This window comes from Aeromonas sp. s4 (assembly GCF_040907855.1).
GTDB classification, from domain to species: Bacteria; Pseudomonadota; Gammaproteobacteria; order Enterobacterales; family Aeromonadaceae; genus Aeromonas; species Aeromonas caviae.
The window spans coordinates 55,608-77,568 of the sequence record NZ_JBFOCP010000049.1 but is presented as its reverse complement, the minus strand read 5'-3'; the positions used below and the strand labels follow the sequence as shown (position 1 = coordinate 77,568).

The following is a 21,961-nucleotide window of genomic DNA, read 5'->3' as shown; positions in this document are numbered from 1 at the left end:
GAATACTGCAAATCCGTGGCAAACAAAATTTCATTGAATTCTAAATTAGATAAGTCTAATTTATTGGTCATTTCCTGTTGAGTGGAGTCTTGCAGATGAAACGGATCCTGATTGTGGGTGGTGTGGCCGGGGGGGCGTCCGCCGCCGCCCGTGCCCGCCGTTTGAGCGAAGAGGCGGAGATCGTGATGTTCGAGCGGGGCGAGTTCGTGAGCTTCGCCAACTGCGGTCTGCCTTATCACATCGGGGGGGATATCCCGGATCGGGATGCCCTGCTGCTGCAAACGCCGCAAAGCTTCAAGCGCCGCTTCAACGTGGATGTGCGGGTGTTTCACGACGTCATCGAGATAGACAGGGCCGGCAAGAGCCTGCTGGTGCGCAACCTGCTGACCGGCGAAGAGCGGCGCGAAGCCTACGACGTGCTGCTGCTGAGCCCGGGGGCGGCGCCCATCCGGCCTCCCTTCCCCGGCATCGACAGCCCGGGGGTACACACCCTGCGGAGCATTCCCGACATGGATCGCATCCTGGCGGCGCTGGCGCACGACAAGCCCCGCCACGTCACCGTGGTGGGGGGCGGTTTCATCGGGCTGGAGATGATGGAGGCGCTGCACCAGCGCAAGCTGGATGTCACCCTGCTTGAGCTCTCCGATCAGGTGATGGCGCCGGTGGACAAGGAGATGGCCAACCTGCTCCACGCCCGCATCCGGGAGGAGGGGGTCGATCTTCGCCTGCGTACCGGCCTCGCTGCCATCGAGAGCCTGGAGGTGCCTGCCGAGAAGACCGCCGCCGTGGCGACCGCCCAGCGGGGTGGACTGCGCCTGACCCTCAATGACGGCTCTCATCTCGACACCGGCCTGTTGATCCTCGCCATCGGCGTCAAGCCCGAGACTCTGCTCGCCGCCAAGGCGGGGCTGGTGCTGGGACCGCGGGGCGGCATCAAGGTGGATGCCGGCATGCGTACCTCGGATCCCTTCATCTTCGCGGTGGGGGACGCGGTGGAGGAGACCGATTTTGTCACCGGCGAGTCCGTGCTGATCCCCCTGGCGGGTCCGGCCAACCGGCAGGGGCGCATCGCCGCCGACAACATGCTGGGGCGAAGCGAAACCTACAAGAAGACGCAAGGGACCGCCATCTGCAAGCTGTTCGATCTGGCGGTGGCGAGCACGGGGCTGAACGAGAAGCGGCTGGTGCAGCTGGGATTGCCGTTCGAGAAGGTCTATGTCCACCCGGGCAGCCACGCCGGCTACTACCCCGGTGCCCACCCGGTCAGCCTCAAGCTGCTGTTTGCCCCCGATGGCAAGATTTACGGCGCCCAGGCCATCGGCAAGGATGGCATCGACAAGCGCATCGACGTGCTGGCGGTGGCCCAGCGTGCCGGTCTCACCGTGTTCGATCTGCAGGATCTGGAGCTCACCTATGCGCCGCCCTTTGGCTCGGCCAAGGATGTGATCAACATGGCGGGCTTCGTGGCGAGCAACCATCTGAAGGGGGACACCCTGCTCTGCCACGCAGCCGAGGTGCAGGCTCGCCACCCCCATCAGCAGGTGGTGGATGTGCGAAACGGCCTCGAACTCGACAAGCTGGGACGCATTCCGGGGGCGATGCACATTCCTCTGGACGAGCTGCGCAGCCGCCTCCATGAGCTGCCCAGGGATAAAGAGCTGCTCATCAGCTGCCAGGTGGGACTGCGGGGTCACGTGGCCTGCCGCCTGCTGAGCCAGCACGGTTTTCGGGTCAAGAACCTCTCAGGCGGTTTCAAGACCTGGCAGACGGTGATCGCCGAGTAGATCCTGTGGCTGAAATGGCCCGATTGATCACTCTGTATGCAAACGGGCCACTTCAGTGAGTGGCCCGTTTTGTTGCCGCACGGGGTTGCCGCAGGTGGCCCCCTCGCTCTCAGGGGGGGCTGTCAGCGAGCTGATTGCGAATGTGGTGCTGCAAGACCGCGAGCATGGAGGCGCCGGAGAGGCCTATCATCAGGGCACCGTTGACTGCCTCCAGGGGGCCGAGCAGCTTCCACTGCGGGCTCATGACGATGTCGCCATAGCCCAGAGTGGCGAAGTTGACCCCGGAGTGATAGACGGCCTCCTGCAGGGTATCGAACTCCCCGAGCCACAGGAAGAGCCCGCCCCAGACGCCGATCTGGGCCAGGTTGCCCAGCATCACCAGGGTGATGATGCCAAACAAAGCCAGCATGCCGGCCAGGGGCCCCTCGCGTCGATTGAATCGCTTGACGTAGAAGCGGATGCACCAGACGGACACCAGGGATTGCAGCAGCATGTTGACCAGGATCACCGGGATGCCGACCAAAAAAATCGTTAACATATCAATCTCCTAGCTTGGCTTCTGCCAGTGGGCGGCCGACTGGCCACCACTGTTCGAGCAGCAAGATACAGAGCCAGCCATAGCCGGCCACCACCAGATAGAGGCCGCAACGCATGGCGGCCGCCAACCACACATCCTTGCCGGTGGCGCTGTCCTCGATGGCCGGGCCAAACAGGATGAGCGCCGTGATCCAGGCGTTGCTCCAGAAGGATGGCGGGAAACGCCCCGCCACCAGCCGCACCAGGCGCCGCGCCAGCCAGAGGGTCATGAGGGCCAGCATCAGCACCAGCATCAGGAGCGAGGGCCAGAGGCTGAGCCCGAGCCAGAGTGCGAACGCCAGCAGGGCGCCCATCAGGGTCGAGAGCACCAGCTCCTGGCCCGCCTGTCTGGCGTTGAGGGAGGTACTCTGCTGGGCCAGGGTCACCGTCTTCATCACCGCCGGAATGTAGAACGCCGGATTGCCGAGGGCCAGCAGCCACATCGGCAGTACCATGGCGACGGCGCGCAGCGCCAGCCGCTCGGGATGTTCGGGGGGCAATGGCACCGGTCTTGCCGCCGCTCCCGCCACCTGAAGGGGAGGGAAGAGTGCGTGGGCCAGGCGGTTGACCAGGGTGCCTATCAGGATCCCCAGTCCCATCATCTGGGCAAGGGCGATGGCAAGGGACTGCTCGATGAGACCGGCCACCGGGATCACCGTGATGGCCATGATGAGCAGCATGGCGGCGGCCCCCTTGCCGGCCATCGCCTGCTGCATCAGCAGGTAGAGCAGCAGGGCGACGAGCAGCACGGCCGCCAGGGCATAGTGGGTCAGCAGGGGCACCAGCAGCACGCCGCCGACCATCACGGCCAGCAGCAGAGCGCCACCCAGCAACCCTTTGCCAAGGCTGAGCGGCTCGCCGGGTCGGCACAACACCACCCAGGCCATGATGACCCCGAGGTGGGGCATGGGTAGCGCCAGGCCGTAACAGATCCCCGTCGCGAGCCCGATGCCCGTGCCAATGCGCAGTACAGCCCTGTCGGCGTTATGCATCTGGCGTCTCAATAGAGGAAGGAGAAGAGGCTCATCAGGCGGATATAGAGCGTCCCCAGGAGGTGCATCACCCCGCTCTCGCCGGTGTAGACCAGCACGTCGGCCTGACCACCGATCCGCAGCGCCTCGACCGGGGGGAAGTCGTCGCTCTGGAAGGCGACCTTGACCGGGAAACGCTGGGCCTGGCGCAGCCAGTCGCGGTTGTTGTCCACCGTGGGCAGGGTACCGGCGGGCTGGTTCTTGCCATCGCCCACCCCGTAGCCGACGCTGCGGACTTTCCCCTCGAACAGCTGTCCAGGCAGGCTGTCGAGCAGGATGGCGACCTTGTCCCCTGGTCGAATGTTGCCGAGGTTATTCTCCGTCAGATCCGCCGATACCCAGACGTCGTGGATGGCGATCAGGGTCATGGCCGGGGCGCCGGCCCCGATAAACTGGCCCGCATCCGTGCTCAAGTCGGTGATGAGCCCCCGGCCCGGCGCCACCACGTGGGTGTTCTGGCGATCCAGCTCGGCCTTGTGCACCGCCGAGCGGGCACTGAGCAGCTGGGAGTTGTCATCGCCGCTCTCCCCGGCGGCCTCGATGGCGCGGCGAACGTCGGCTTCGGCCGCCGCCACCTGGCTCTTGGCTGTCTCGCGGTTGGCCTGGGCCACCTCCAGGCGACGCACCGAGATGGCCCCCGGATCTTCCCGATAGAGCCGCTCCTGGCGCTCGGCATCCTTGGCCGCGTTGTCGTAGGCAGCGCGCATGGCCATCAGGGAAGCCTCGGCCGCCTTGACCCCTTCGGTATTTGCCTTGACGCCGCTCAGCACCGTCTGGTAGTCGGATCTGGCCTTGGCCAGGGCGATGTCATAGGGCTCGGGATCGATCTCGAACAGGGGGGCGCCGGCCTCCACGTCCTGATTGTCGTGGACATAGACCCGCTTGATCTGGCCTGCCACCTCGGCGGCGACGGGGACCACGAAGGCCTGCACCCGGGCCTGGGAGCTGTAGGGGGTCAACCTGTCCGCCAGCAGATACCAGCTGAGCAGGAGGAGGATCGCGGCCAGCAGCCCGAGGGTGGCGCGGCGGCTGGCCTGGCCGGGAGAGGCTGTGTCAGTCATGGGCGTTTGCCTTCTGTGTCATGGGGGAGTGGGCTGCGTCGAGCAGGGGGGCCCAGTCGGCGCGCGTGCGCAGTTGAGCCTCCACCTTGGGGGTCACCAGGGGACGTTCGCGCCCCTGTTCCCAACCGCCACCCAGTGCCTTGTAGAGGGTGATGAGGTCGCGCATCCGGGCACCGCGGCTGTTGACCAGGCGCTCCTGCTGGTTGAACAGGGCACGCTGGGAGTCGAGCACCCGCTGGAAGTCCGCCATCCCCTCGCGGTACTGGGTGTTGGCGATTTCGAGGGAGCGGCGGGCGGCTTCGCCGGTCTGGGTCAGCAGGGCGATCTCCTCCTGGCCGTTGGCATAGGCCACGGCCGCGTCATCCACCTCGCGGGCCGCCTTGAACACGCTGTCGCGATAGCGTTCGTGAAGCTGCTGGAAGCGGGCGTCCTGCACCAGGATCTGGTTGCCGAGCCGCCCCTGATCCAGCAGGTTCCAGCTCAGCGACGGCCCGACGGCCCAGGAGAAGGTGCCACTTTCCCCGCCGCTGGCATTGACTCCCAGGGTGCCGAGCAGGGTGATGGAGGGGTAGAGCTCGCTCTCGGCCACCCCGATGAGGGCCGACTGGGCGGCCAGCTGACGCTCCGCCCCCCGCACGTCAGGACGGCGGCGCAGCAGATCCGCGGGCATCTCGGTGACCAGGGCCAGCTCGCCCTGGGGGATCTTGCCGGTGTTGGTGGTCATCTCGGGCAGGGGCCCCGGGGCGCGGGCGAGCAGGGTGGAGAGGGCGTTCTGGCTTTGGCGCAGGCTGGTCTCGAGCTGGGGAATGCCGGACAGGGTGCCCAGGTACTGGGTCCTGGCTTGCTGCACGTCCAGCTCGGCGCTGTTGCCGCTCTTGAACAGTCGCTCGGTGATCTCCAGGCTGCGCCGCTGGATGCGGGCATTCTCCCGGGCGATCTGGAGCCTGGCCTCCAGGGTACGGATGCTCACATAGAGCTGGGCCACCTGGGCGGCCATCAACACCTGGATGTCGTCATACTGGGCCAGGCTCGCGAAATAGCTGGCATCCGCCGCCTCGACTCCGCGCTGGAACTTGCCCCAGAAGTCGAGTTCCCAGCCGAGGTTGAAGCCGGCGCCGTAGCTGCTGCCGGCGCTGCTGTGGCCGCCCCGGGTCTGACCTGCCTGGAGAAATTCTGCCGTTCCCACCGTCGCCTGGGGGCCGAGCAGGCTCTCGGCGATGCCAAGCTGGGCCTGGGCCTCGAGGATCCGCAGGCCGGCGATCCGCACGTCCGGATTCTTGAGGAAGGCCTCCTCCACCAGGGCGCTCAGCACGGGATCGTGCAAGTTGTCCCACCATCGTCGGTAGTCGGTCACCGTCACCGCCTGCTGACCCTCGCTGGCGCTGTGCCAGTTGGCCATCTCCTCGACACCGGGGGCCTGATAATCGGGCCCGAGCAGAGTACAGGCACCGAGCAGCAGGCAGGTGCCCCCTGCAAACAGGGGGCGAAGGAGAGAAAGTGCGTCGGCCATGGGGTTATTTTTCCGCGTTGGCCAGACCGTCGTTGACCCAGGCCATGAAGATGCGATAGCCGATGGAGAGCAGGGTGGCACCGATGAACATGCCGAGGATGCCATTGGTGGCCATGCCGCCGAGGGCCCCCAGCAGCACTACCGGCATGGGCGCATCGACGCCACGCCCCAGCAGCAGCGGCTTGAGCACGTTGTCGGCCATGCCGGCCACGACCAGCAGCACTGAGTAGATGACGTTGAGCAGGGTGCCGTGATCCCCCGCCATCCACATGAAGGCAATGGCCGGTCCCGTGATCAGGATGACGGGGACCTGAGCGATACCCAGGATCAGCGCCAGGACGAAGAAGATCCCGACCGCCGGGATCCCGGCGAGGGACATGATGACGCCAGCCAGCAGGGCCTGGATGAAGGCGACCCCGATGACCCCCATGGCCACGGCCCGGATGGTGCTGGTGCACAGCTTGGTCAGGGCGAGGCCCTTGCGCTCATCGGTGATGCGCATGGCGATGCGCTCGGCGCTGATGGCACCCGGTGCCCCCCAGGCCATGATGATGCCAGCCACGATGAAAGAGGCGACGAAGCCCAGCAGGCCGCCCCCCATGCTGGCGAGCATGGTGACAGTCTGCTTGGCCATGTCGCCGAGCTGCGGCTTGTAGCTGATGAGGAGGCTCGGCAGATCCACGGATGCCTTGGTCCATAAGGCGTGCAGCTTGGCACCGATCAGCGGGATGCTGGCGATGTCGGCGGAAGGTGCCGGAATCACCAGAGTGTTGTTGTTCACCTTGTCTATCAGGGCGCTGACGCTGTCACCCAGGGAGCCGAGCATGGCCACGGTGGGGGCCACGATGAGCAGGATGCCCAGCAGGACCAGCAGGGTGGACGACTGGCCCTGTTTTCCCCCGAGTCGGGCGGCAAAGCGCTGATGGAGGGGGTAAAGGGTGACCGCCAGGATCAGGGCCCACAGCATCATGTTCATGAAGGGGGAGAACACGGTGAAGCAGAACGAGCCTAGCGCCAGAATAAGGCCAAATTTGATGAACATGTCCAGGAATCGGGCAACCAATCTTTTTTCGACGAGGGACAGATCGTTATTTTCCATGCTGATATGACTCCAGAGAGGGATGGATGCATGACCCCACTGACCCTGTGTGAACTCAAGGTCGGCATTCTGGTCGATGGACAATTAATAAGTTTGTTTTCAATGGTTGAGGCATACATCGAGCGCACCTGCACGTTATGTATGGCACAGGTGTTCAAGGCTTAAAAAATATTTATCTGCTTGATATGTCGTTGATTGGAAGGCCTGCGTTGAGCAGGGCCGAGCATAATGAATGGCCCGATCACGCACAAGTGAACAGTGGTGCCCGGTTTAGCCTGGGTTCAGAAAATCACGACAATCCTCTTTCATGGAACAGGAGAACGCATGCAGGGTCTCGAATAAACCTCGCGGTTCACGGGGCGCCGTGCTCCCGTTCGAGGCGATGCGCCCATCTCTGTTGGCCGATGCCGCCCGATATGGCAGTTGGTGTTCCCGGGAGTGACGCTTTATTCTATTGGCTCCTGCGCTGCGGCGATCCAACCCGGGATGAACACCATGCACTTCTCTCTCTCCTGCCCCGTGACTCGTCTTCCCCGTGTGGCCTGGCTGGCGGCGCTGCTGCTGGCTGGTTGCGGCCCCGACAAGCCTGCCAGCCAGGTGCCGACGATAGAACCGATGGCCCGGCAGGAGGCGGGAGCGCCCGCCTCCGTGGTGCAGGCAAATGCACGCCAATACCGCGATGCCCCGGCGCTGGCCCTGGTCTTCTCCGGCCCATTGGCGCCCAAGGCAAACTGGCAGAGCTGGCTTTCTGTGAGTGAAGGGGGCAAGCAGGTGCAGGGGGAGTGGATCCTCGCCGACGATGGCCGCACCCTCTATTTCCCGAACGTGCAACCCGACAAACGCTACGAGGTGAGCCTCAAGGCGGGGCTGGGCCCATCCCCCCAGCGCTGGACCCTCAAGACCCGGCCGCTGGAGGCAGGGGCGTCGTTTACCGCGAGCGGCATGGTGTTGCCGCTGCGCGACGAGCTGCGCCTGCCCATCAGCGCGGTCAATGTGGACGAGGTCAATATCGACTTCTTCCGGGTCGATGCGGAGTATCTGCCCCGTTTCCTGGCCGAGTATCGCCCCGGTGCCGGCATGGGCAACTGGGAGCTTGAGCAGATCACCAAGCGGGCCAAGCGGGTGTTCAGCGGCCGCTATGCGCTGGAGCTCGATGCCAACCGGCGCGAGACCCGCCTCATCAATGTGAAGGAGCCTCAGCTGGCGGAGGCTGGCGTCTACTTTGCGGTGATGTCGCCCCTTGGCAACTACGACTGGCGCAAGGAGACCACCTACTTTGCGGTGAGCGACATGGGGCTCAGTGCCCGCCGTTACCGCGATGAGCTGGAGGTGTTCGTCAGCTCCCTGACCAGCGCCGACCCCCTCAAGGATGTGCAGCTCTCCCTGCTCGACCAGAAGGGCAACCGGCTGCAGGTGCAAACCACCGACCCCCAGGGTCATCGCCGCTTCGATCAGGTGCAGGGGGCTCGCCTGCTGCTGGCCGAGCAGGGCAAGCATCTGGCGGTGCTGCGCCTCGATGGGGCGGCCCTCGATCTCTCCACCTTCGATCTCGGCACCCAGCCCTGGCAGGCCCAACAGCTCTATCTGTTCAGCGGGCGCGATCTCTATCGCCCCGGCGAGCGGCTCGACAGCGAGATCCTGCTCAAGGGGCAGGATGGCCAGCTGCTGCCGGGCATGGCGGTGGAGCTGGAGGTGAAACAGCCGGACGGCCAGCTGCTCGAACAAAAGCGCCTGCTGCCGGACAATTTGGGCGCGGCCCACTACGGTCTGCGTTTGCCGGATGATGCGCCGCTCGGGCGCTGGACCATCAACCTCAAGACCGCCGCCGGCAGTCGCTTCGAGTGGCCCTTTCTGGTGGAGGAGTTCTTGCCGGAGCGGCTGAAACTGCAGCTTGGCAAGGGGCCGGATGGCGAAGTCACTGATTTGGACGCGGCCCTCACTCTGCCACTGCAGGGGGACTATCTCTACGGCGCGCCGGCCAGTGCCACCAAGGCCAAGGCGGAGGTGAAGTTAAGCCGCGCCACCATGCCCTTTACCCAGTGGCAGGAGTTCACTCTGGGTGACGTGCTGCTTGCCGAGCAGGCCAAGGATCTCGAGCCTCTCAATCTCACCCTAAATGCGCAGGGGCAGGGGACTTTTTCGTTAGCTGATGAGCTCGATGGGGTGCGCGCCCTCGGGCCGCTGGAGGTGGCCTATCGGGTGTCGCTCGCCGAGCCCGGTGGCCGCGCCGTCAATCGCAGCCGCACCCAGTATGGCTGGCCCATGGGCAGCCAGTGGCCGGCCCTCAAGGCCGATTTCGTGGCGGTGCGGGTGGAAGGGGGCAAGCCGCTCCCCTTCCAGATCCTCAACCTCGATGAGCAAGGCCAGCCGGTGGCGGGGTCGGTGAAGGTGCGCCTCATCAACGAGTACCGCGACTACTACTGGCACTACGCCGATGGGGAGGGGTGGAAGTACGAGTTCAACAGCCAGCCCTATCTGGAACAGGAGCAGACCCTGCAGCTGGATGGCAAGGGGCCGACCCCGCTCACGCTGCAACTGGCGGCGGGCTGGTATCGATTGGAAGTGGAGAACAGTCAGGGCCATCAATCGAGCCTGCGGGTGGAGATAGGCAGTTACGCTTGGGGCGGCGGTGGCGAGCAGGCACGGCCCGACAAGATTGCCATCACTCTCGACAAGCGCGCCTATCAGGCGGGTGACAAGGCCAACGTGACCCTGGTGGCCCCGCGCCCCGGCAAGGGGTTGCTGCTGGTGGAAGATGGCGACGGCCTGCGCTGGTGGCAGCGCATCGAGCTCAAGGGGGCCGGCAACGATGCCAAGGATGCCCGTGGCGAGTTCGAGATCCCGGTCAGCCCCGAGTGGCAGCGCCATGACCTGCATATCTCGGCCCAGATCGCCGCGCCAGACAGTGACTCAAAGCCGGTGAGCCAAAAGAGTGTGCAGAGCCTGCGATCGGTCGGTCTGGTGCCGCTCACCCTGGATCGGGAAGCGCGCCGTCTGCCGCTCACCCTGAGCGCGCCGGACAAAGCGGTGCCGCTCACTCGACTGGAAGTGACCGCGACCTCCACCCCCAACAGTCAGGGCCGCGTGGTGCTGGCGGCGGTGGATCGGGGCGTGCTCAATATCAGCGATTATCAACCCCTCGACCCGTTCGAGATCTTCTTTGGTCGCAAGCGCTTCGCCCAGGATTTGTTCGACAACTACGGCCAGGTGATCCCGCCGCAAGATGGCAAGCTGGCCCGCCTCAACTACGGGGGGGACCGGGCGCCGCTGAAAAAGGGCGGCGCGCTGGAGAGCCGAGTCGAGATAGCTGCACTCTGGAGCGGCGAGGTGAGTTTTGACGAGCAGGGCAAGGCGGTGATCCCGCTCGATCTGCCCAACTTCAACGGCGAGCTGGCGCTGATGGCGCTGGCCTGGAACGAACAGCAAGTCGGCGAGGCCGAGCGCGCCGTCAAGGTGGTCGCACCTTTGGTGGCCGAAATTGGCTGGCCGCGCTTTGGCGCCAGAGGGGATGAGACCCGGGCGCTGGTGCAGCTGCGCAATATGAGCGGTGAGGATCAGACCCTCTCCCTTGTCTGGACCCTCAACGGCGGGCTCAAGGCAAATGGCGAGCTGCCAGGCACCCTGTCCCTTAAAAATGGCGAGGAGCAGTGGCTGACCCTGCCGCTCACCGTGACCGGGGCGAGCGGCGTGGCAAGCCTGCAGTTGGCGGCCAGCGGCAAGGATTTTGCGATAAGCCGCGACTGGACTTTGCCGCTGCGCTCCCCCTGGCCTGCCGAGACTCGCCAGCGCTACCAGATGCTGGCCCCCGGCCAGCAGATGAGCTTTGCGCCAGCTGAGCTGACCGGGCTGGATCGCGCCAACCTGCAGGGGCTGCTCAGCCTCTCCGGCACTCCCCCCTGGGATCCGGCAGCCCAGTGGCAGGCGCTGGCCGACTACCCCTATGCCTGCCTGGAGCAGACTCTGTCCCGTGCCTGGCCTTACTTGCTGACCACGGCGGATGAGCGGGCCGCCTGGCGCAAACCCGCAGAGGGTAAGAAAGCGGCGAGTGAGGCGGATGTGCAGCGCGCCCTGCTGCAACGGCTGCAGCGGTTGCAACTGCCCAGTGGCGGTTTTGGCCTCTGGGATGGTCGCTCCGACGAGGAGCAGTGGCTCACCGCCTATGCCGCCGACTACCTGCTGGCGCGCAAGGAGGCGGGCGACGCCGTGCCGGAGGCGATACTCAATCAGGCTTTGAACCGGCTGCAAACCTATCTCACCGACAGCCAGTACGGCGAGCGCTGGAGCAGTGCCCCCGAGCACAGCCGTCTTGCCTATCAGGCTTACAGTGCCTATGTGCTGGCCCGGGTAGGCAAGGCCCCACTCGCTACCCTGCGCCTTGTCTGGGAGCAGCAGGCCGATCACGCCCGCTCCGGTTTGCCACTCTTGCACCTCTCCCTGGCGCTCTCGGCCATGGGGGATGAGCAGAACGCCGCCAAGGCCCTCAGCCGGGCATTGGCGACCGAGCGCGGTGACGATTATCTCGGGGATTACGGTTCACCGCTGCGCGATCAGGCCCTTGAGCTCTCCTTGCTGCGCCAGCACAAGCTGGCTGCGGAGCGCTGGCCGGCCCTCAGTGCCAAGGTGGCCGATACCCTGGCTCATCGTCAGTGGCTCAGCACTCAGGAGCGGCTCGCCCTGCTGCGATTAGCCCGCTTCGATCCGGCCGCCGACTGGCAGGCCAAGGTGACCTCCTCTCTTGGCAGTGGATCCCTGAGCGGTTCGGCTCCGCTGCAGCAGAGCGCCCCAGAGGCACTGGCCGCGAGCACCGTCACCAACGAGGGCAAGGGATCCCTCTATGTGCAGCGCACCCTCATCGGCTATCCCGAGCAGGCTCCTACCCGGTTGAGTCAGGGGATAAGCGTGACCCGCAGCTGGTTCAACAGCGACGGTCAGCGTTTTGACCCGACCAAGGTGAAGGTGGGCGATCTGGTGGTGGTGCGGCTCAACGTCAGCAGTGAATCGGCGGTGCCCGATGCCCTGCTGGTGGAGATGGTGCCCGCCGGCTTCGAGCTGGAGAATCCGGCCCTTGGCAACAGCATCAAGCTCGAAGATCTCTCCATCGAGGGGAAACCGGCGTGGCAGAGCGAGTGGAACGACTACCTCAAGCATCAGGAGTTTCGCGATGACCGCTACACGGCGGCGCTGGATCTGAGCGCCGGGAGCAACCAGCAACTGGTCTACCTGATGCGGGCGGTGACGCCGGGTCGCTATCAGGTGCCGCCGACCCAGGTGGAGGATATGTACCGCCCCGAGATCCGGGCTGTGGGTGAGGATATCCACGAGGTGTGTATCTCTGAGTAACAAACCCTCCCTTGAGCGGGTTCGCCCGCTCATTTTCTGGCAGCGTGGTTGGCTGAGCCTGGGTCGCACTGGCCGCGCTGGCTGGCGCTGGCTTGGTCGCCTGCCACGCTGGCTGCGCTTTTCGGTGCTGGGCGTTGTAGCACTGCTCCTGTCATTGCTGGCGCTGGATCGACTATTCCCGCCGCCGCCACTCGACCCTGCCTACGCACGGGTGGTGCTCGACATGAAGGGGCGGCCGCTGCGCGCCTTTGCCGATACCAGCGGCGTGTGGCGCTACCCCGTGACCCTGGAGCAGGTCTCCCCCCGCTATATCGAGGCGCTGCTGGGCTACGAGGATCGCTACTTTTGGCGTCATCCCGGGGTCAATCCGGTGGCCATGGTGCGCGGGGTCTGGCAGTGGCTGCGCTATGGGCGGGCCGTGTCGGGGGGCTCGACCCTCACCATGCAGGTGGCGCGTCTTATCGAGCCCTACCACAGGAGCGTGCCCGGCAAGCTGCGCCAGATGGCGCGCGCACTGCAGCTGGAGTGGCACTACGACAAGCGCACCCTGCTCACCGTCTACCTCAACCGGGCGCCGTTTGGCGGCAATCTGGAGGGGGTGCAGGCCGCAAGTTTTGCCTACCTTGGCAAGAGTGCGGCCAAGCTGACCCATGCCGAGGCAGCGCTCTTGGCGGTGCTGCCCCAGGCTCCCAGCCGCAACCGGCCGGACCGGCATCCCGAGCGGGCCCGCACCGCCCGTGACAAGGTGATGCAGCGGCTGGTGGCACAGGGCGTTTGGCCCGAACAGGTGTGGCTGGAGGGGCGTATCGAGCCGGTGCTGGCCCGCGGTCACTTCACGCCGATGGAGGCGCCGCTGTTTGCCCGCCTCGCCGCCGACCATGAGGCCGGGGCCCTGGTGCATACCACCATCGACGGGGATCTGCAGCGCTGGCTGGAGGGACTGGTGGCAAGCTATATCCGCCGCTTCCCCGAGCAGACCTCAGCGGCGTTGCTCCTGGTCGACATCAAAACCATGGCGGTGCGAGCCTATGTGGGCAGCGCCGAGTATGGCAATCTGCGCCGCCACGGTTATCTGGACATGGTGCAGGCGATCCGCTCTCCCGGCTCTACGCTGAAGCCCTTCATCTACGGTCTGGCGATGGACGAGGGGCTGGTGCACTCGGCCTCTCTGCTCTCCGATGCGCCAAGGCTGGGCTCGGAGTACCGCCCCGCCAATTTTTCCGGTGCCTTTCAGGGGCCGGTAACCCTGACCCAGGCGCTGCAGCAATCCCTCAACGTGCCGGCGGTGCAGGTGCTGGAGGCGCTCGGGGCCGACAAACTGGTCAGCCGTCTCGACAACGCCGGGGTGAGGCTGGCCCTTTCCGACAAACCCAATCCGGCCATTGCGCTGGGGGCGGCGGGCATTCGGCTTGAGCAGCTGGTGGCGCTCTACAGTTCGTTGACCCGGCAGGGGCAGGTGGCGATGCCGGTCTGGCTGGCGGGGCAGCAGGCGGTGTCACGCCCCTTGCTGAGTCCGGGAGCGGCCTGGGTCATCTGGCAAATATTGAGCGCGCAGGGACGGGCGGACCAACCCTTTGCCAGCGAGGCGACCGGCCGGGTCAACCGGCTGGCTTGGAAGACCGGCACCAGCTATGGCTATCGCGACAGCTGGGCCATGGGAGTCTCCGGTCGCTGGACCATCGGCGTCTGGGTGGGGCGCCCCGATGGCACCCCCATGCCCGGTTTTTATGGACAGAGTGCGGCAGTGCCACTGCTGCTTTCTGTCTATTCGCGGCTCTCGGACAACAGCCCCCTGCCAGCACAACCCAACACGGTGAGCGAAGCGGAGATCTGCTGGCCCTTGGGGCGCAAGACGAGCGGGACCCTGCCTGAGGCCTGTTTGCAGCATCAGAGCGCCTGGTTGCTGGAAGGGCGCGACCCTCCCACCTTGCCGGACCCCATGGATTGGCCCTCGCCGCTGCGCCAGGTTGCGCTCACTGTCGACGGCAAGCCGACGCTGACCCGCTGCCACGATGCGGCACAATCCGGCTTTCGGGCCCTCTGGCCGCTGTCGCTGGAGCCATGGCGCTCACCGGGCGAGCGGCGTCAGGCGCTGCTTGCCAGGGGCTGCGCGGGGGAGGGGCTGAGCGCCGAGCAGCAGGCCCCCATTCGCATCGTGGCGCTGGGGGAGGGTAACCTTATCCGCAGCCAGCGCTATCGGTTGCAGCCCAGGGTGCTCGGCGGTGTCGGCAAGCCGGCCTGGTTTCTCAACGGCCAGCGGCTGCGCTGGGACGGGGATCAAGTAGTGAGCAAGGCGGGCCGCTATCAGCTGGTGGTGGTGGATGAGGCGGGAAACAGCGATCGCATCGAGTTTCGGCTGGAAAACCCCTCCTGAGGGCGTGGTGAGCGCCAGAATATTGACGGCATCGGTGATGGTCCCGATGCCGTCAGTTGATTGTCGATTCCCCGGCAGAGGCGGGGAGTCAGGGCTTGACCTGCCCCAGCCGGGTGAAGAAATGCCGGCTCTTGCGCTGGTGGAAGTGGCTCTTCTTGATGGGATGAAATACCAGGTCGCTCTGTGGGTGACTCCCCTTGAGGTGGTGGAGCATCGCCATGGCCGGTAAGCCAGTACTGACGAGCGTGGTGAGCGGCAGGGTGACGGTCTCGGGTCCCAGCAAGGGTGTGAACCCCTGCTGGGCCTGCTCGAAGCGGGTCAACACGGCGGGTTCGGCGTAGCCGCTGCCCAGCATGGCGAGCAGGGCATCGAGGGCCTGATGGAACTCGGCGAGCTGCTGACGAAAGCCGCTTCGCCCCCGCAGGGCAATGAGCTCTGCAAACGGGATGTCGGCCAGGTGAGTGGGCACTTGCAGCGGGATCTCGAGGTGGAAGCAATCCTGACCGCCGCGATTGTGGTAGCGGGATTCGAGCAGGTGAAGCAGGCGGTCGAGATAGTCGTGATCGGTAATAAGCGCACCGTCATTGGCGAGTGCCCACTCACGGGCGAGGCGCATGGAGAGCAGGTTGGCAAAGCGGCGCGCCATTCTGATCCCCCCTTCATCCTGCGTCGCAAAGCCGTGGGTCAGACAAAACCCGTGCAGCCGCTCCAGTCCCGCCTGAGCCGGGCAGAAACAGTCGTGGTTGGCGGCTGAACGCCAGCGGGCGATGAGCTCTCTGTTGCCAAACACTTTGTGGCGGACAAAATCGGGGGCGACCAGGCCGGCAATCTGGCTCTCGACCTGGGGCGTGATATGGGCGAAGAAGGCGGGTTGTGGCGGCTCGGCCAGCAGGTCGGTTTGCTGGCGCAGGGTCTCCAGCAGGGCGGTGAGACCGCTCTTCTCACTGACGGTGAAGACGAAGGCGAGCCGCTCCAGATAGAGCAGGGCAAACTTGAGCCAGAGCTCGTCGCGTACCTCCATGCCGGGGTAGTAGATATGGGTTTTCATGGATGCTGTGTTGCCAGGATGCAGGGGTGGGAATATACGCATGATTGCCCGGATGCGGCAAACTTTGCGTGGGGGAATGTGAGCGGCCGCTCATGCAGTAGGCGCTGCTCACAAAGTTCTGATATAATTCGCGCCCTTAAATCAAGGCCACCCGAGTCATTACCATGAAGTTCATTATCAAGCTGTTCCCTGAAATCACCATCAAGAGCAAGTCGGTTCGCCAGCGCTTCATCAAGATCCTGCAGGGCAATATCCGCAATGTCCTGCGCCGCTTTGACGACGATGCCCGGGTGCGGATGGATTGGGACAAGCTGATCGTGAGCTCCCGCAATGACCAGTTCCGCGAGCAAGCCATCGAAGCCCTGGCCTGCATCCCCGGCATTCAGGCCTTCCTCGAGGTGCAGGCCAGCAAGTTTACCGACCTGCACGACATCTTCGAGCAGGTGAAAGCCGTCTGGGGTGATCAGCTCGAGGGCAAGACCTTCTGCGTGCGTGCCAAGCGCCACGGCAAGCACGAGTTCTCCTCCCTCGAAGTGGAGCGCTACGTGGGCGGTGGTTTGAACCAGCACTGCGTGAGCAACGGCGTGCGCCTCAAGAACCCGGATGTGAAGATCAACCTCGAGATCGATGGCGAGGAGCTTTTCATCGTCAGCGCCATCCACCAGGGGCTGAGCGGCATGCCCATCGCCACCCAGGAAGATGTGCTGAGCTTGCTCTCCGGCGGGTTTGACTCGGGTGTCGCCTCCTTCCAGTTCATCAAGCGCGGCTGCCGGGTGCACTACTGCTTCTTCAATCTGGGTGGGGCTGCTCACGAGATCGGCGTCAAGCAGGTGGCCTATCACCTGTGGAACCGTTTCGGCTCCTCCCACCGGGTGCGCTTCACCGCGGTAGACTTCGAGCCCGTGGTGGCCGAGATCCTCGAGAAGATCGACAACGGCCAGATGGGGGTGGTGCTCAAGCGGATGATGATGCGTGCCGCTGCCAAGGTGGCCGACGAGTTCCAGATCCCGGCCCTGGTGACCGGCGAGTGCGTTGGCCAGGTTTCCAGCCAGACCCTCACCAATCTGAACGTCATCGACCGGGTGACCGACAAGGTGATCCTGCGCCCGCTCATCACCTGGGACAAGCCGGACATCATCAGCGAAGCCCGCCGCATCGGCACCCTGGAGTTCGCGGAGACCATGCCGGAGTATTGCGGCGTGATTTCCAAGAAGCCGACCGTGAAGGCCGAGCTCTCCCGCATCGAGGCGGAAGAGGAGAACTTCGACTTTGCCATTCTGGACAAGGTGGTGGCCGAGGCCCGTTACCTCGACATTCGTCGCATCGGTGAAGAGACCGCCGCCGAGGTGCAGGAGGTGGAGACCACCGCCGAGAGCGGTGACGACGAGGTGATCCTGGACATTCGCTCCATGGAGGAGCATGACGACAAGCCGTTGGTGGTGGAAGGGCGCGAGATCATGCATATCCCCTTCTTCAAGCTGGCCACCGCCTTTGGTGATCTGCCGAAAGAGAAGACCTACCTGCTCTATTGCGATCGCGGCGTGATGAGCAAGCTGCAGGCGCTTTACCTGAAAGAGAAGGGCTTTGCCAACGTCAAGGTCTACCGTCCGTGATGTGACGGCAAGACGCGTATAAAAAATCCGGCCAAGGCGCCGGATTTTTTATTTCACTCGGATGAAGGTAGATGCTCAGGGGCAGGGGACCGGGGTGAAGGTTTCCTGACCCTGACAGCGCCAGCCCATCTCGGCCTGACGCATCTGCCACAGGTTGTTGCTGCGAAACAGGGTCAGGATGTAGAGCATGTCGCTACGCTGGCCATCAAGGGCCACCGAGAGCACCAGATCGTTGTCCAGCTGTTGAGCATGGATACGGGTGGGTACATCTTTATGGCCGACGAAGCGGCGAGCCACTTCGCGATAGTCGTTGACCCAGCCTTGCTGACTGCTGCTCGCCTGACGGATCTGCTGGTTGAACTGCTGCACCGGGGTGGATGCCAGACGCCCGAACAGGGCCTGTGCCCCCGCATGAGCCGCTGCCACCATCATCAGAACAAGTGTGGTAATGAGCCCAAGTTTTTGCATGAGGTTTTCCGGCTTGAAACGACCCCTGTATGACAACAGAAAAGCCGGCTTGGTTCAATCTTGTCCCTGCCGGGATGGGATCTCGCCCACTCTGAGACTTCTCAGTTGCGCTGCAGCGAGAAGGTGGGCAGGGAGAGGTGCCAGTAGATGGCCGCTACCCGCAGACCAAACACCCCGAGCATGCTGATGAGCATGGCGCTGACCCTGTCTACCCCGACCTCCAGCGACAAGGTATAGAGGATGCCGCCCAGAATGCAGGCGGTGGCGTAGATCTCCTTTTGCAGCACCATGGGCACCTCCCGGGCCAGCACGTCACGGATCATGCCGCCCGCAACCCCCGTCATGGTGCCCATGATCACCGCAATGAGCCCGGGTGTGCCGAAATTGAGGGCCTTCTGGGCACCGATCACGGTAAAGAGCGCCAACCCGAAGGCGTCTGCCACCGGCAGCACATACCAGGGCATGCGACGGGGCAGTTTGACCATCCACATGCCGATGAGCGCCGTGGCAATGACCACCCAGATATAGAGGGGGTCGCGCACCCAAAAGACGGGGGTTGCCCCCAGGATCATGTCGCGGATGGTGCCACCCCCGATGGCGGTGACTGCCGCCAGCACCATGACACCGAAACCGTCCATCCTGAGACGGCCGGCCACCAGTACGCCCGAAAACGCGAATACCGCAGTACCAAACATGTCGCTGATGTAAACAATCTGCTCAACCAGTGTCTGCATGGAGAACAACTCACGTCCAATAGATGATGGGGCGGCGATTTTAGGGGCAAGGTGTGGGGATGAGCAATGCTGGCGTGCAAAAGTGGGAGCCAGCGCCGGTTTCTGAAGGCTGGGTGAAGATCACGCTCCCGCCTTGTCTGATGCGGGCTGTGGCCACTATGGCCCGGGGGGCGGGCTGTCAGGTGACAAAAAATCCCGATTTTTTTCTCAAGGGAAGGGAATAGAGGCCGATATATAGGTTAGGCGGCGATTACTGCCATAAAGGCAGAAAAAAGAAATTAAAGTCTTGTGAAAAGGCGCCGTTAACTAAACATATCAGGCACAAAACACAATAAAGCCTGAGTGAATTAAAGTTAAATTTTAATAGCTTAGGAGAAAAATCATGAGTCTGTATATCAATACCAACGTTTCATCGCTCAACGCTCAGCGTAACATGATGAACAGCACCAAATCCCTGGATACCTCCTACACCCGTCTGGCCTCCGGCCTGCGCATCAACAGCGCCAAGGACGATGCGGCAGGTCTGCAGATTTCCAACCGTCTGACCTCCCAGATCAATGGTCTGGACCAGGGCAACCGCAACGCCAACGACGGCATCTCGGTCGCTCAGACTGCGGAAGGTGCCATGGATGAAGTGACCTCCATGTTGCAACGGATGCGGACACTGGCTCAGCAGTCAGCCAATGGCTCTAATAACAAAGATGACAGAGATGCTCTGCAGGCTGAATACAAGCAGCTTTCTACCGAGATCAACCGTGTTGCCAACGATACCACTTTCGGTGGTCAGAAACTGTTGGCTGGTGGATACAAAGGTACCTTCCAGGTTGGCGCAGATGCAGGTCAGACCATCTCCTTCAAAATGACCACTGCTTTTACGATGTCTGGTATTGCCAGTGCCACAAAAGGGAGTGCTACAGTAGCTGCAGCAACAAATTCTGCTGCGAGTACAACGGCTGATGCTTGGGTTGTGACAGCTGCATCAACAGCAGTGACTTGGTCCACTATAAGCGACATATCTGGTTCAACAGACTCTAATGCTCAGCTGGCTTTTGCCAATCTGGACAAGATGATTCAGGTGGTGGATAGCAAGCGGGCGGAGCTGGGTGCTGTACAGAACCGGTTTGATTCCACCATTCGCAACCAGGCCAATATCTCGGAAAACGTCTCTGCCGCTCGCTCCCGTATCCGCGACGCAGATTTTGCAACCGAGACCGCCAACATGACCAAGCAGAACATTCTGCAACAGGCGGCTTCCAGTATCTTGTCCCAGGCCAATCAGCGCCCGCAGTCTGCTCTTTCTCTGCTGCAAGGCTAAGCCGACTCAGTGTAGAAAGTGTAAGAAAAGAAAAGGGCGGTTGTTCAGGCCGCCCTGGTAAACAAGATGGAACAATGGGGTGTTCGGATTTACGCCTTGTTCTATCGAAAGAGAAGTTCTCTTATTGGTATACCCCTCGAGTGTTGCGCAGATCGTTCACTCTGTCACTCTCGAGGTTGTTCTCCTGAGCGTAAGCTCTTCTTTGGCCGACATTGTCGGCCTTTTTTATGGGCGTCGGAAAAGCGACGTCACATAACACACAGCACAAAATGTGCCAACTTAATGTGCTTGAAATGCTCTGCCAATAGGTAAGGTAGTTAGCGGAGGGATAGGAGCTGTGCTCTGTCGTTCTCATCGCAAGCGGAGAGCGCTTGCCTCTTTACCGGTGAAAGCGGCAATAAATTTCCTAAAGCTTCTGGTAGAGATGCCGTTACAGAGTGTGAAGCAAATTGAGGGGTGTTCGGAAATCCAGCATTTGCGCAACTGCGGGTCCTGTGTCTGTTCAAACAGAGGACCCGCCAGATGGTACAGACCGTTCAATCTGTCCGTCTGAACGGTGGGTCCCTGGCTGTATAGATGCAAACAGAGCCCGCAGTTTCTTGTTCATCAGGAGATAATTTTTATGGCCATGTATATCAATACCAACACTTCATCACTGAACGCTCAGCGTAACTTGATGAACACCAACAAATCGCTGGATACTTCCTATACTCGTCTGGCCTCCGGCTTGCGTATCAACAGCGCCAAGGACGATGCTGCGGGTCTGCAAATCTCCAACCGTTTGACTTCCCAGGTCAATGGTCTGGATCAGGGTAACCGCAACGCCAACGATGGTATCTCTGTCGCCCAGACTGCCGAGGGGGCAATGGATGAAGTAACTTCCATGTTGCAACGGATGCGGACTTTGGCTCAGCAGTCTTCGAATGGTTCCAATAACAAAGATGACAGGGATGCGTTGCAGGCCGAGTACAAGCAGCTGACCACAGAAATCAACCGAATTGCAGGCGATACCACTTTTGGGGGGCAGAAGTTACTGGATGGTAACTACAAAGGCGCTTTCCAAGTCGGCGCTGATGCTGGCCAGACCATTTCCTTCAAGATGACTACGGCTTTTACCATGTCCGGTATTGCCAGTGCGACCAAAGGGAGTGCAACCATTGCGGCTGCTACAAACAGTGCTGCCAGTACTACAGCAGATGCTTGGGTTGTGACGTCAGCATCGACAGCTGTGACCTGGTCCACCATAAGCGACATTTCTGGTTCAACCGATTCCAATGCGCAACTGGCGTTTGCCAACCTGGACAAGATGATCCAGGTGGTAGACAGCAAACGGGCTGAATTGGGGGCAGTACAAAACCGCTTTGATTCCACTATCCGCAACCAGTCCAATATCTCTGAAAACCTGAGTGCCGCACGCTCCCGTATTCGTGATGCGGACTTCGCGACCGAGACCGCCAACATGACCAAGCAGAATATTCTGCAACAGGCTGCATCCAGCATCCTGGCACAAGCTAACCAACGGCCGCAGTCTGCGCTGTCCTTGCTTGGCTAAGCATGTAGCTGGATTGAGATGGGAGAGAAGAGATGACAACTGAACTCGCAAATCTGTCATCTGCCAGTGGTGCTTCCGTACAGCTAAGTGACAAGAGCGGCCAAGTGGCCGCTCAATTACTTTCTGGTACGGCTGAGGAGGCAAGAAACGGCGGGCAGCAGGAAAAAGATGAGAGTGCTCACCCAATACCGCAAAGTGCGACAGAACTTGCCAAGCAGGTACAAAACTTGCAAGAGTTTGTTCAACAACAGGGGTGGACTGTAAATTTCAGTATGGAGAAGGAGCTGGAGCAAGTGGTGATCAAGTTAGTTGATGCCGATACCAGGACGGTGATCCGTCAGATCCCCAGCGAAGAACTCATTGCTATCAACAAGCGGATCCAGGCTTTGGTGCAAGGTGAGGCTGGCGCCAATCCCAGAGTCGGTTTGTTGTTTGATAGTGAGATATGAGCTGTTA

General features: G+C 62.6%; 16 protein-coding genes. 8 read left to right on the top strand and 8 right to left on the bottom strand.

All coding sequences use genetic code 11. The annotated features are described in order from the left end of the window. The first annotated feature begins 95 nt into the window (after positions 1-95). A complete protein-coding gene (locus AB5Y89_RS17400; RefSeq protein ID WP_368224213.1) occupies positions 96-1,784 on the top strand; it encodes an FAD-dependent oxidoreductase in 1,689 nt (562 codons plus the stop codon). A gap of 109 nt (positions 1,785-1,893) precedes the next feature. On the opposite strand, the gene AB5Y89_RS17395 is transcribed toward AB5Y89_RS17400, so the two are convergent. Genes AB5Y89_RS17395 through AB5Y89_RS17375 form a run of 5 tightly spaced genes read right to left on the bottom strand, consistent with a single transcriptional unit; the run spans position 1,894 to position 7,004 of the window. Then, positions 1,894-2,322 carry an ion channel gene (locus tag AB5Y89_RS17395; protein WP_151027599.1) on the bottom strand — a complete coding sequence of 143 codons (429 nt, stop codon included), beginning with the start codon at positions 2,320-2,322 and terminating at the stop codon, positions 1,894-1,896. A 1-nt stretch (position 2,323) separates the two neighbouring features. Continuing rightward, entirely contained in the window at positions 2,324-3,352 is a 1,029-nt protein-coding gene (locus AB5Y89_RS17390) for a DUF2955 domain-containing protein (protein WP_201887709.1), read from the bottom strand. A gap of 8 nt (positions 3,353-3,360) precedes the next feature. Next, positions 3,361-4,452: an HlyD family secretion protein gene (locus tag AB5Y89_RS17385; protein ID WP_368224212.1), complete on the bottom strand. Its 1,092-nt coding sequence runs from the start codon at positions 4,450-4,452 to the stop codon at positions 3,361-3,363. Then, complete coding sequence (locus AB5Y89_RS17380) at positions 4,445-5,962, bottom strand: efflux transporter outer membrane subunit (protein WP_368224211.1); 1,518 nt, start codon at positions 5,960-5,962, stop codon at positions 4,445-4,447. The genes AB5Y89_RS17385 and AB5Y89_RS17380 overlap by 8 nt, the downstream gene beginning before the upstream one ends. 4 nt (positions 5,963-5,966) lie before the next feature. After that, on the bottom strand, positions 5,967-7,004 hold the full coding sequence (locus AB5Y89_RS17375; protein ID WP_239053311.1) for an AI-2E family transporter: 1,038 nt from the start codon (positions 7,002-7,004) through the stop codon (positions 5,967-5,969). Between the two features lie 87 nt (positions 7,005-7,091). Here AB5Y89_RS17375 and AB5Y89_RS17370 point away from each other — a divergent pair, with 87 nt between their 5' ends. From AB5Y89_RS17370 to pbpC, 3 genes are all read left to right on the top strand, one after another. After that, a complete protein-coding gene (locus tag AB5Y89_RS17370; RefSeq protein WP_010674281.1) occupies positions 7,092-7,226 on the top strand; it encodes a hypothetical protein in 135 nt (44 codons plus the stop codon). Between the two features lie 330 nt (positions 7,227-7,556). Continuing rightward, positions 7,557-12,401 carry an alpha-2-macroglobulin gene (locus tag AB5Y89_RS17365; protein WP_368224210.1) on the top strand — a complete coding sequence of 1,615 codons (4,845 nt, stop codon included), beginning with the start codon at positions 7,557-7,559 and terminating at the stop codon, positions 12,399-12,401. Beyond that, positions 12,367-14,775 (top strand): penicillin-binding protein 1C, encoded by a 2,409-nt coding sequence (gene pbpC, locus AB5Y89_RS17360; protein ID WP_368224209.1) that lies wholly within the window; start codon positions 12,367-12,369, stop codon positions 14,773-14,775. The genes AB5Y89_RS17365 and pbpC overlap by 35 nt, the downstream gene beginning before the upstream one ends. Positions 14,776-14,863: 88 nt before the next feature. Here the strand turns inward: pbpC and AB5Y89_RS17355 are convergent, their stop codons facing one another. After that, entirely contained in the window at positions 14,864-15,823 is a 960-nt protein-coding gene (locus tag AB5Y89_RS17355; RefSeq protein ID WP_151027606.1) for a hypothetical protein, read from the bottom strand. A gap of 164 nt (positions 15,824-15,987) precedes the next feature. Between AB5Y89_RS17355 and thiI the strand changes: the two genes are divergently transcribed. Then, positions 15,988-17,436 carry a tRNA uracil 4-sulfurtransferase ThiI gene (thiI, locus tag AB5Y89_RS17350; protein WP_010674285.1) on the top strand — a complete coding sequence of 483 codons (1,449 nt, stop codon included), beginning with the start codon at positions 15,988-15,990 and terminating at the stop codon, positions 17,434-17,436. A gap of 75 nt (positions 17,437-17,511) precedes the next feature. Here thiI and AB5Y89_RS17345 read toward each other — a convergent pair whose 3' ends face one another. Both AB5Y89_RS17345 and AB5Y89_RS17340 read right to left on the bottom strand, forming a co-directional pair. Next, positions 17,512-17,904 (bottom strand): hypothetical protein, encoded by a 393-nt coding sequence (locus AB5Y89_RS17345; RefSeq protein ID WP_039038657.1) that lies wholly within the window; start codon positions 17,902-17,904, stop codon positions 17,512-17,514. 101 nt (positions 17,905-18,005) lie between these two features. Next, complete coding sequence (locus AB5Y89_RS17340) at positions 18,006-18,638, bottom strand: trimeric intracellular cation channel family protein (protein ID WP_039038658.1); 633 nt, start codon at positions 18,636-18,638, stop codon at positions 18,006-18,008. A 382-nt stretch (positions 18,639-19,020) separates the two neighbouring features. On the opposite strand from AB5Y89_RS17340, the gene flaA reads away from it, so the two are divergent. The 3 genes from flaA to AB5Y89_RS17325 all read left to right on the top strand — a co-directional run bounded on the left by flaA (position 19,021) and on the right by AB5Y89_RS17325 (position 21,954). Next, positions 19,021-19,953, top strand: coding sequence for a flagellin A (gene flaA / locus AB5Y89_RS17335; RefSeq protein ID WP_323950801.1), 933 nt, complete (start codon positions 19,021-19,023; stop codon positions 19,951-19,953). 622 nt (positions 19,954-20,575) lie between these two features. Next, the gene (gene flaB / locus AB5Y89_RS17330; RefSeq protein WP_319891755.1) at positions 20,576-21,505 is read left to right on the top strand and encodes a flagellin B; all 930 of its coding nucleotides are present in this window, start codon (positions 20,576-20,578) and stop codon (positions 21,503-21,505) included. Between the two features lie 32 nt (positions 21,506-21,537). Next, positions 21,538-21,954 (top strand): flagellar protein FlaG, encoded by a 417-nt coding sequence (locus AB5Y89_RS17325; protein ID WP_319891756.1) that lies wholly within the window; start codon positions 21,538-21,540, stop codon positions 21,952-21,954. Positions 21,955-21,961: the final 7 nt, after the last annotated feature.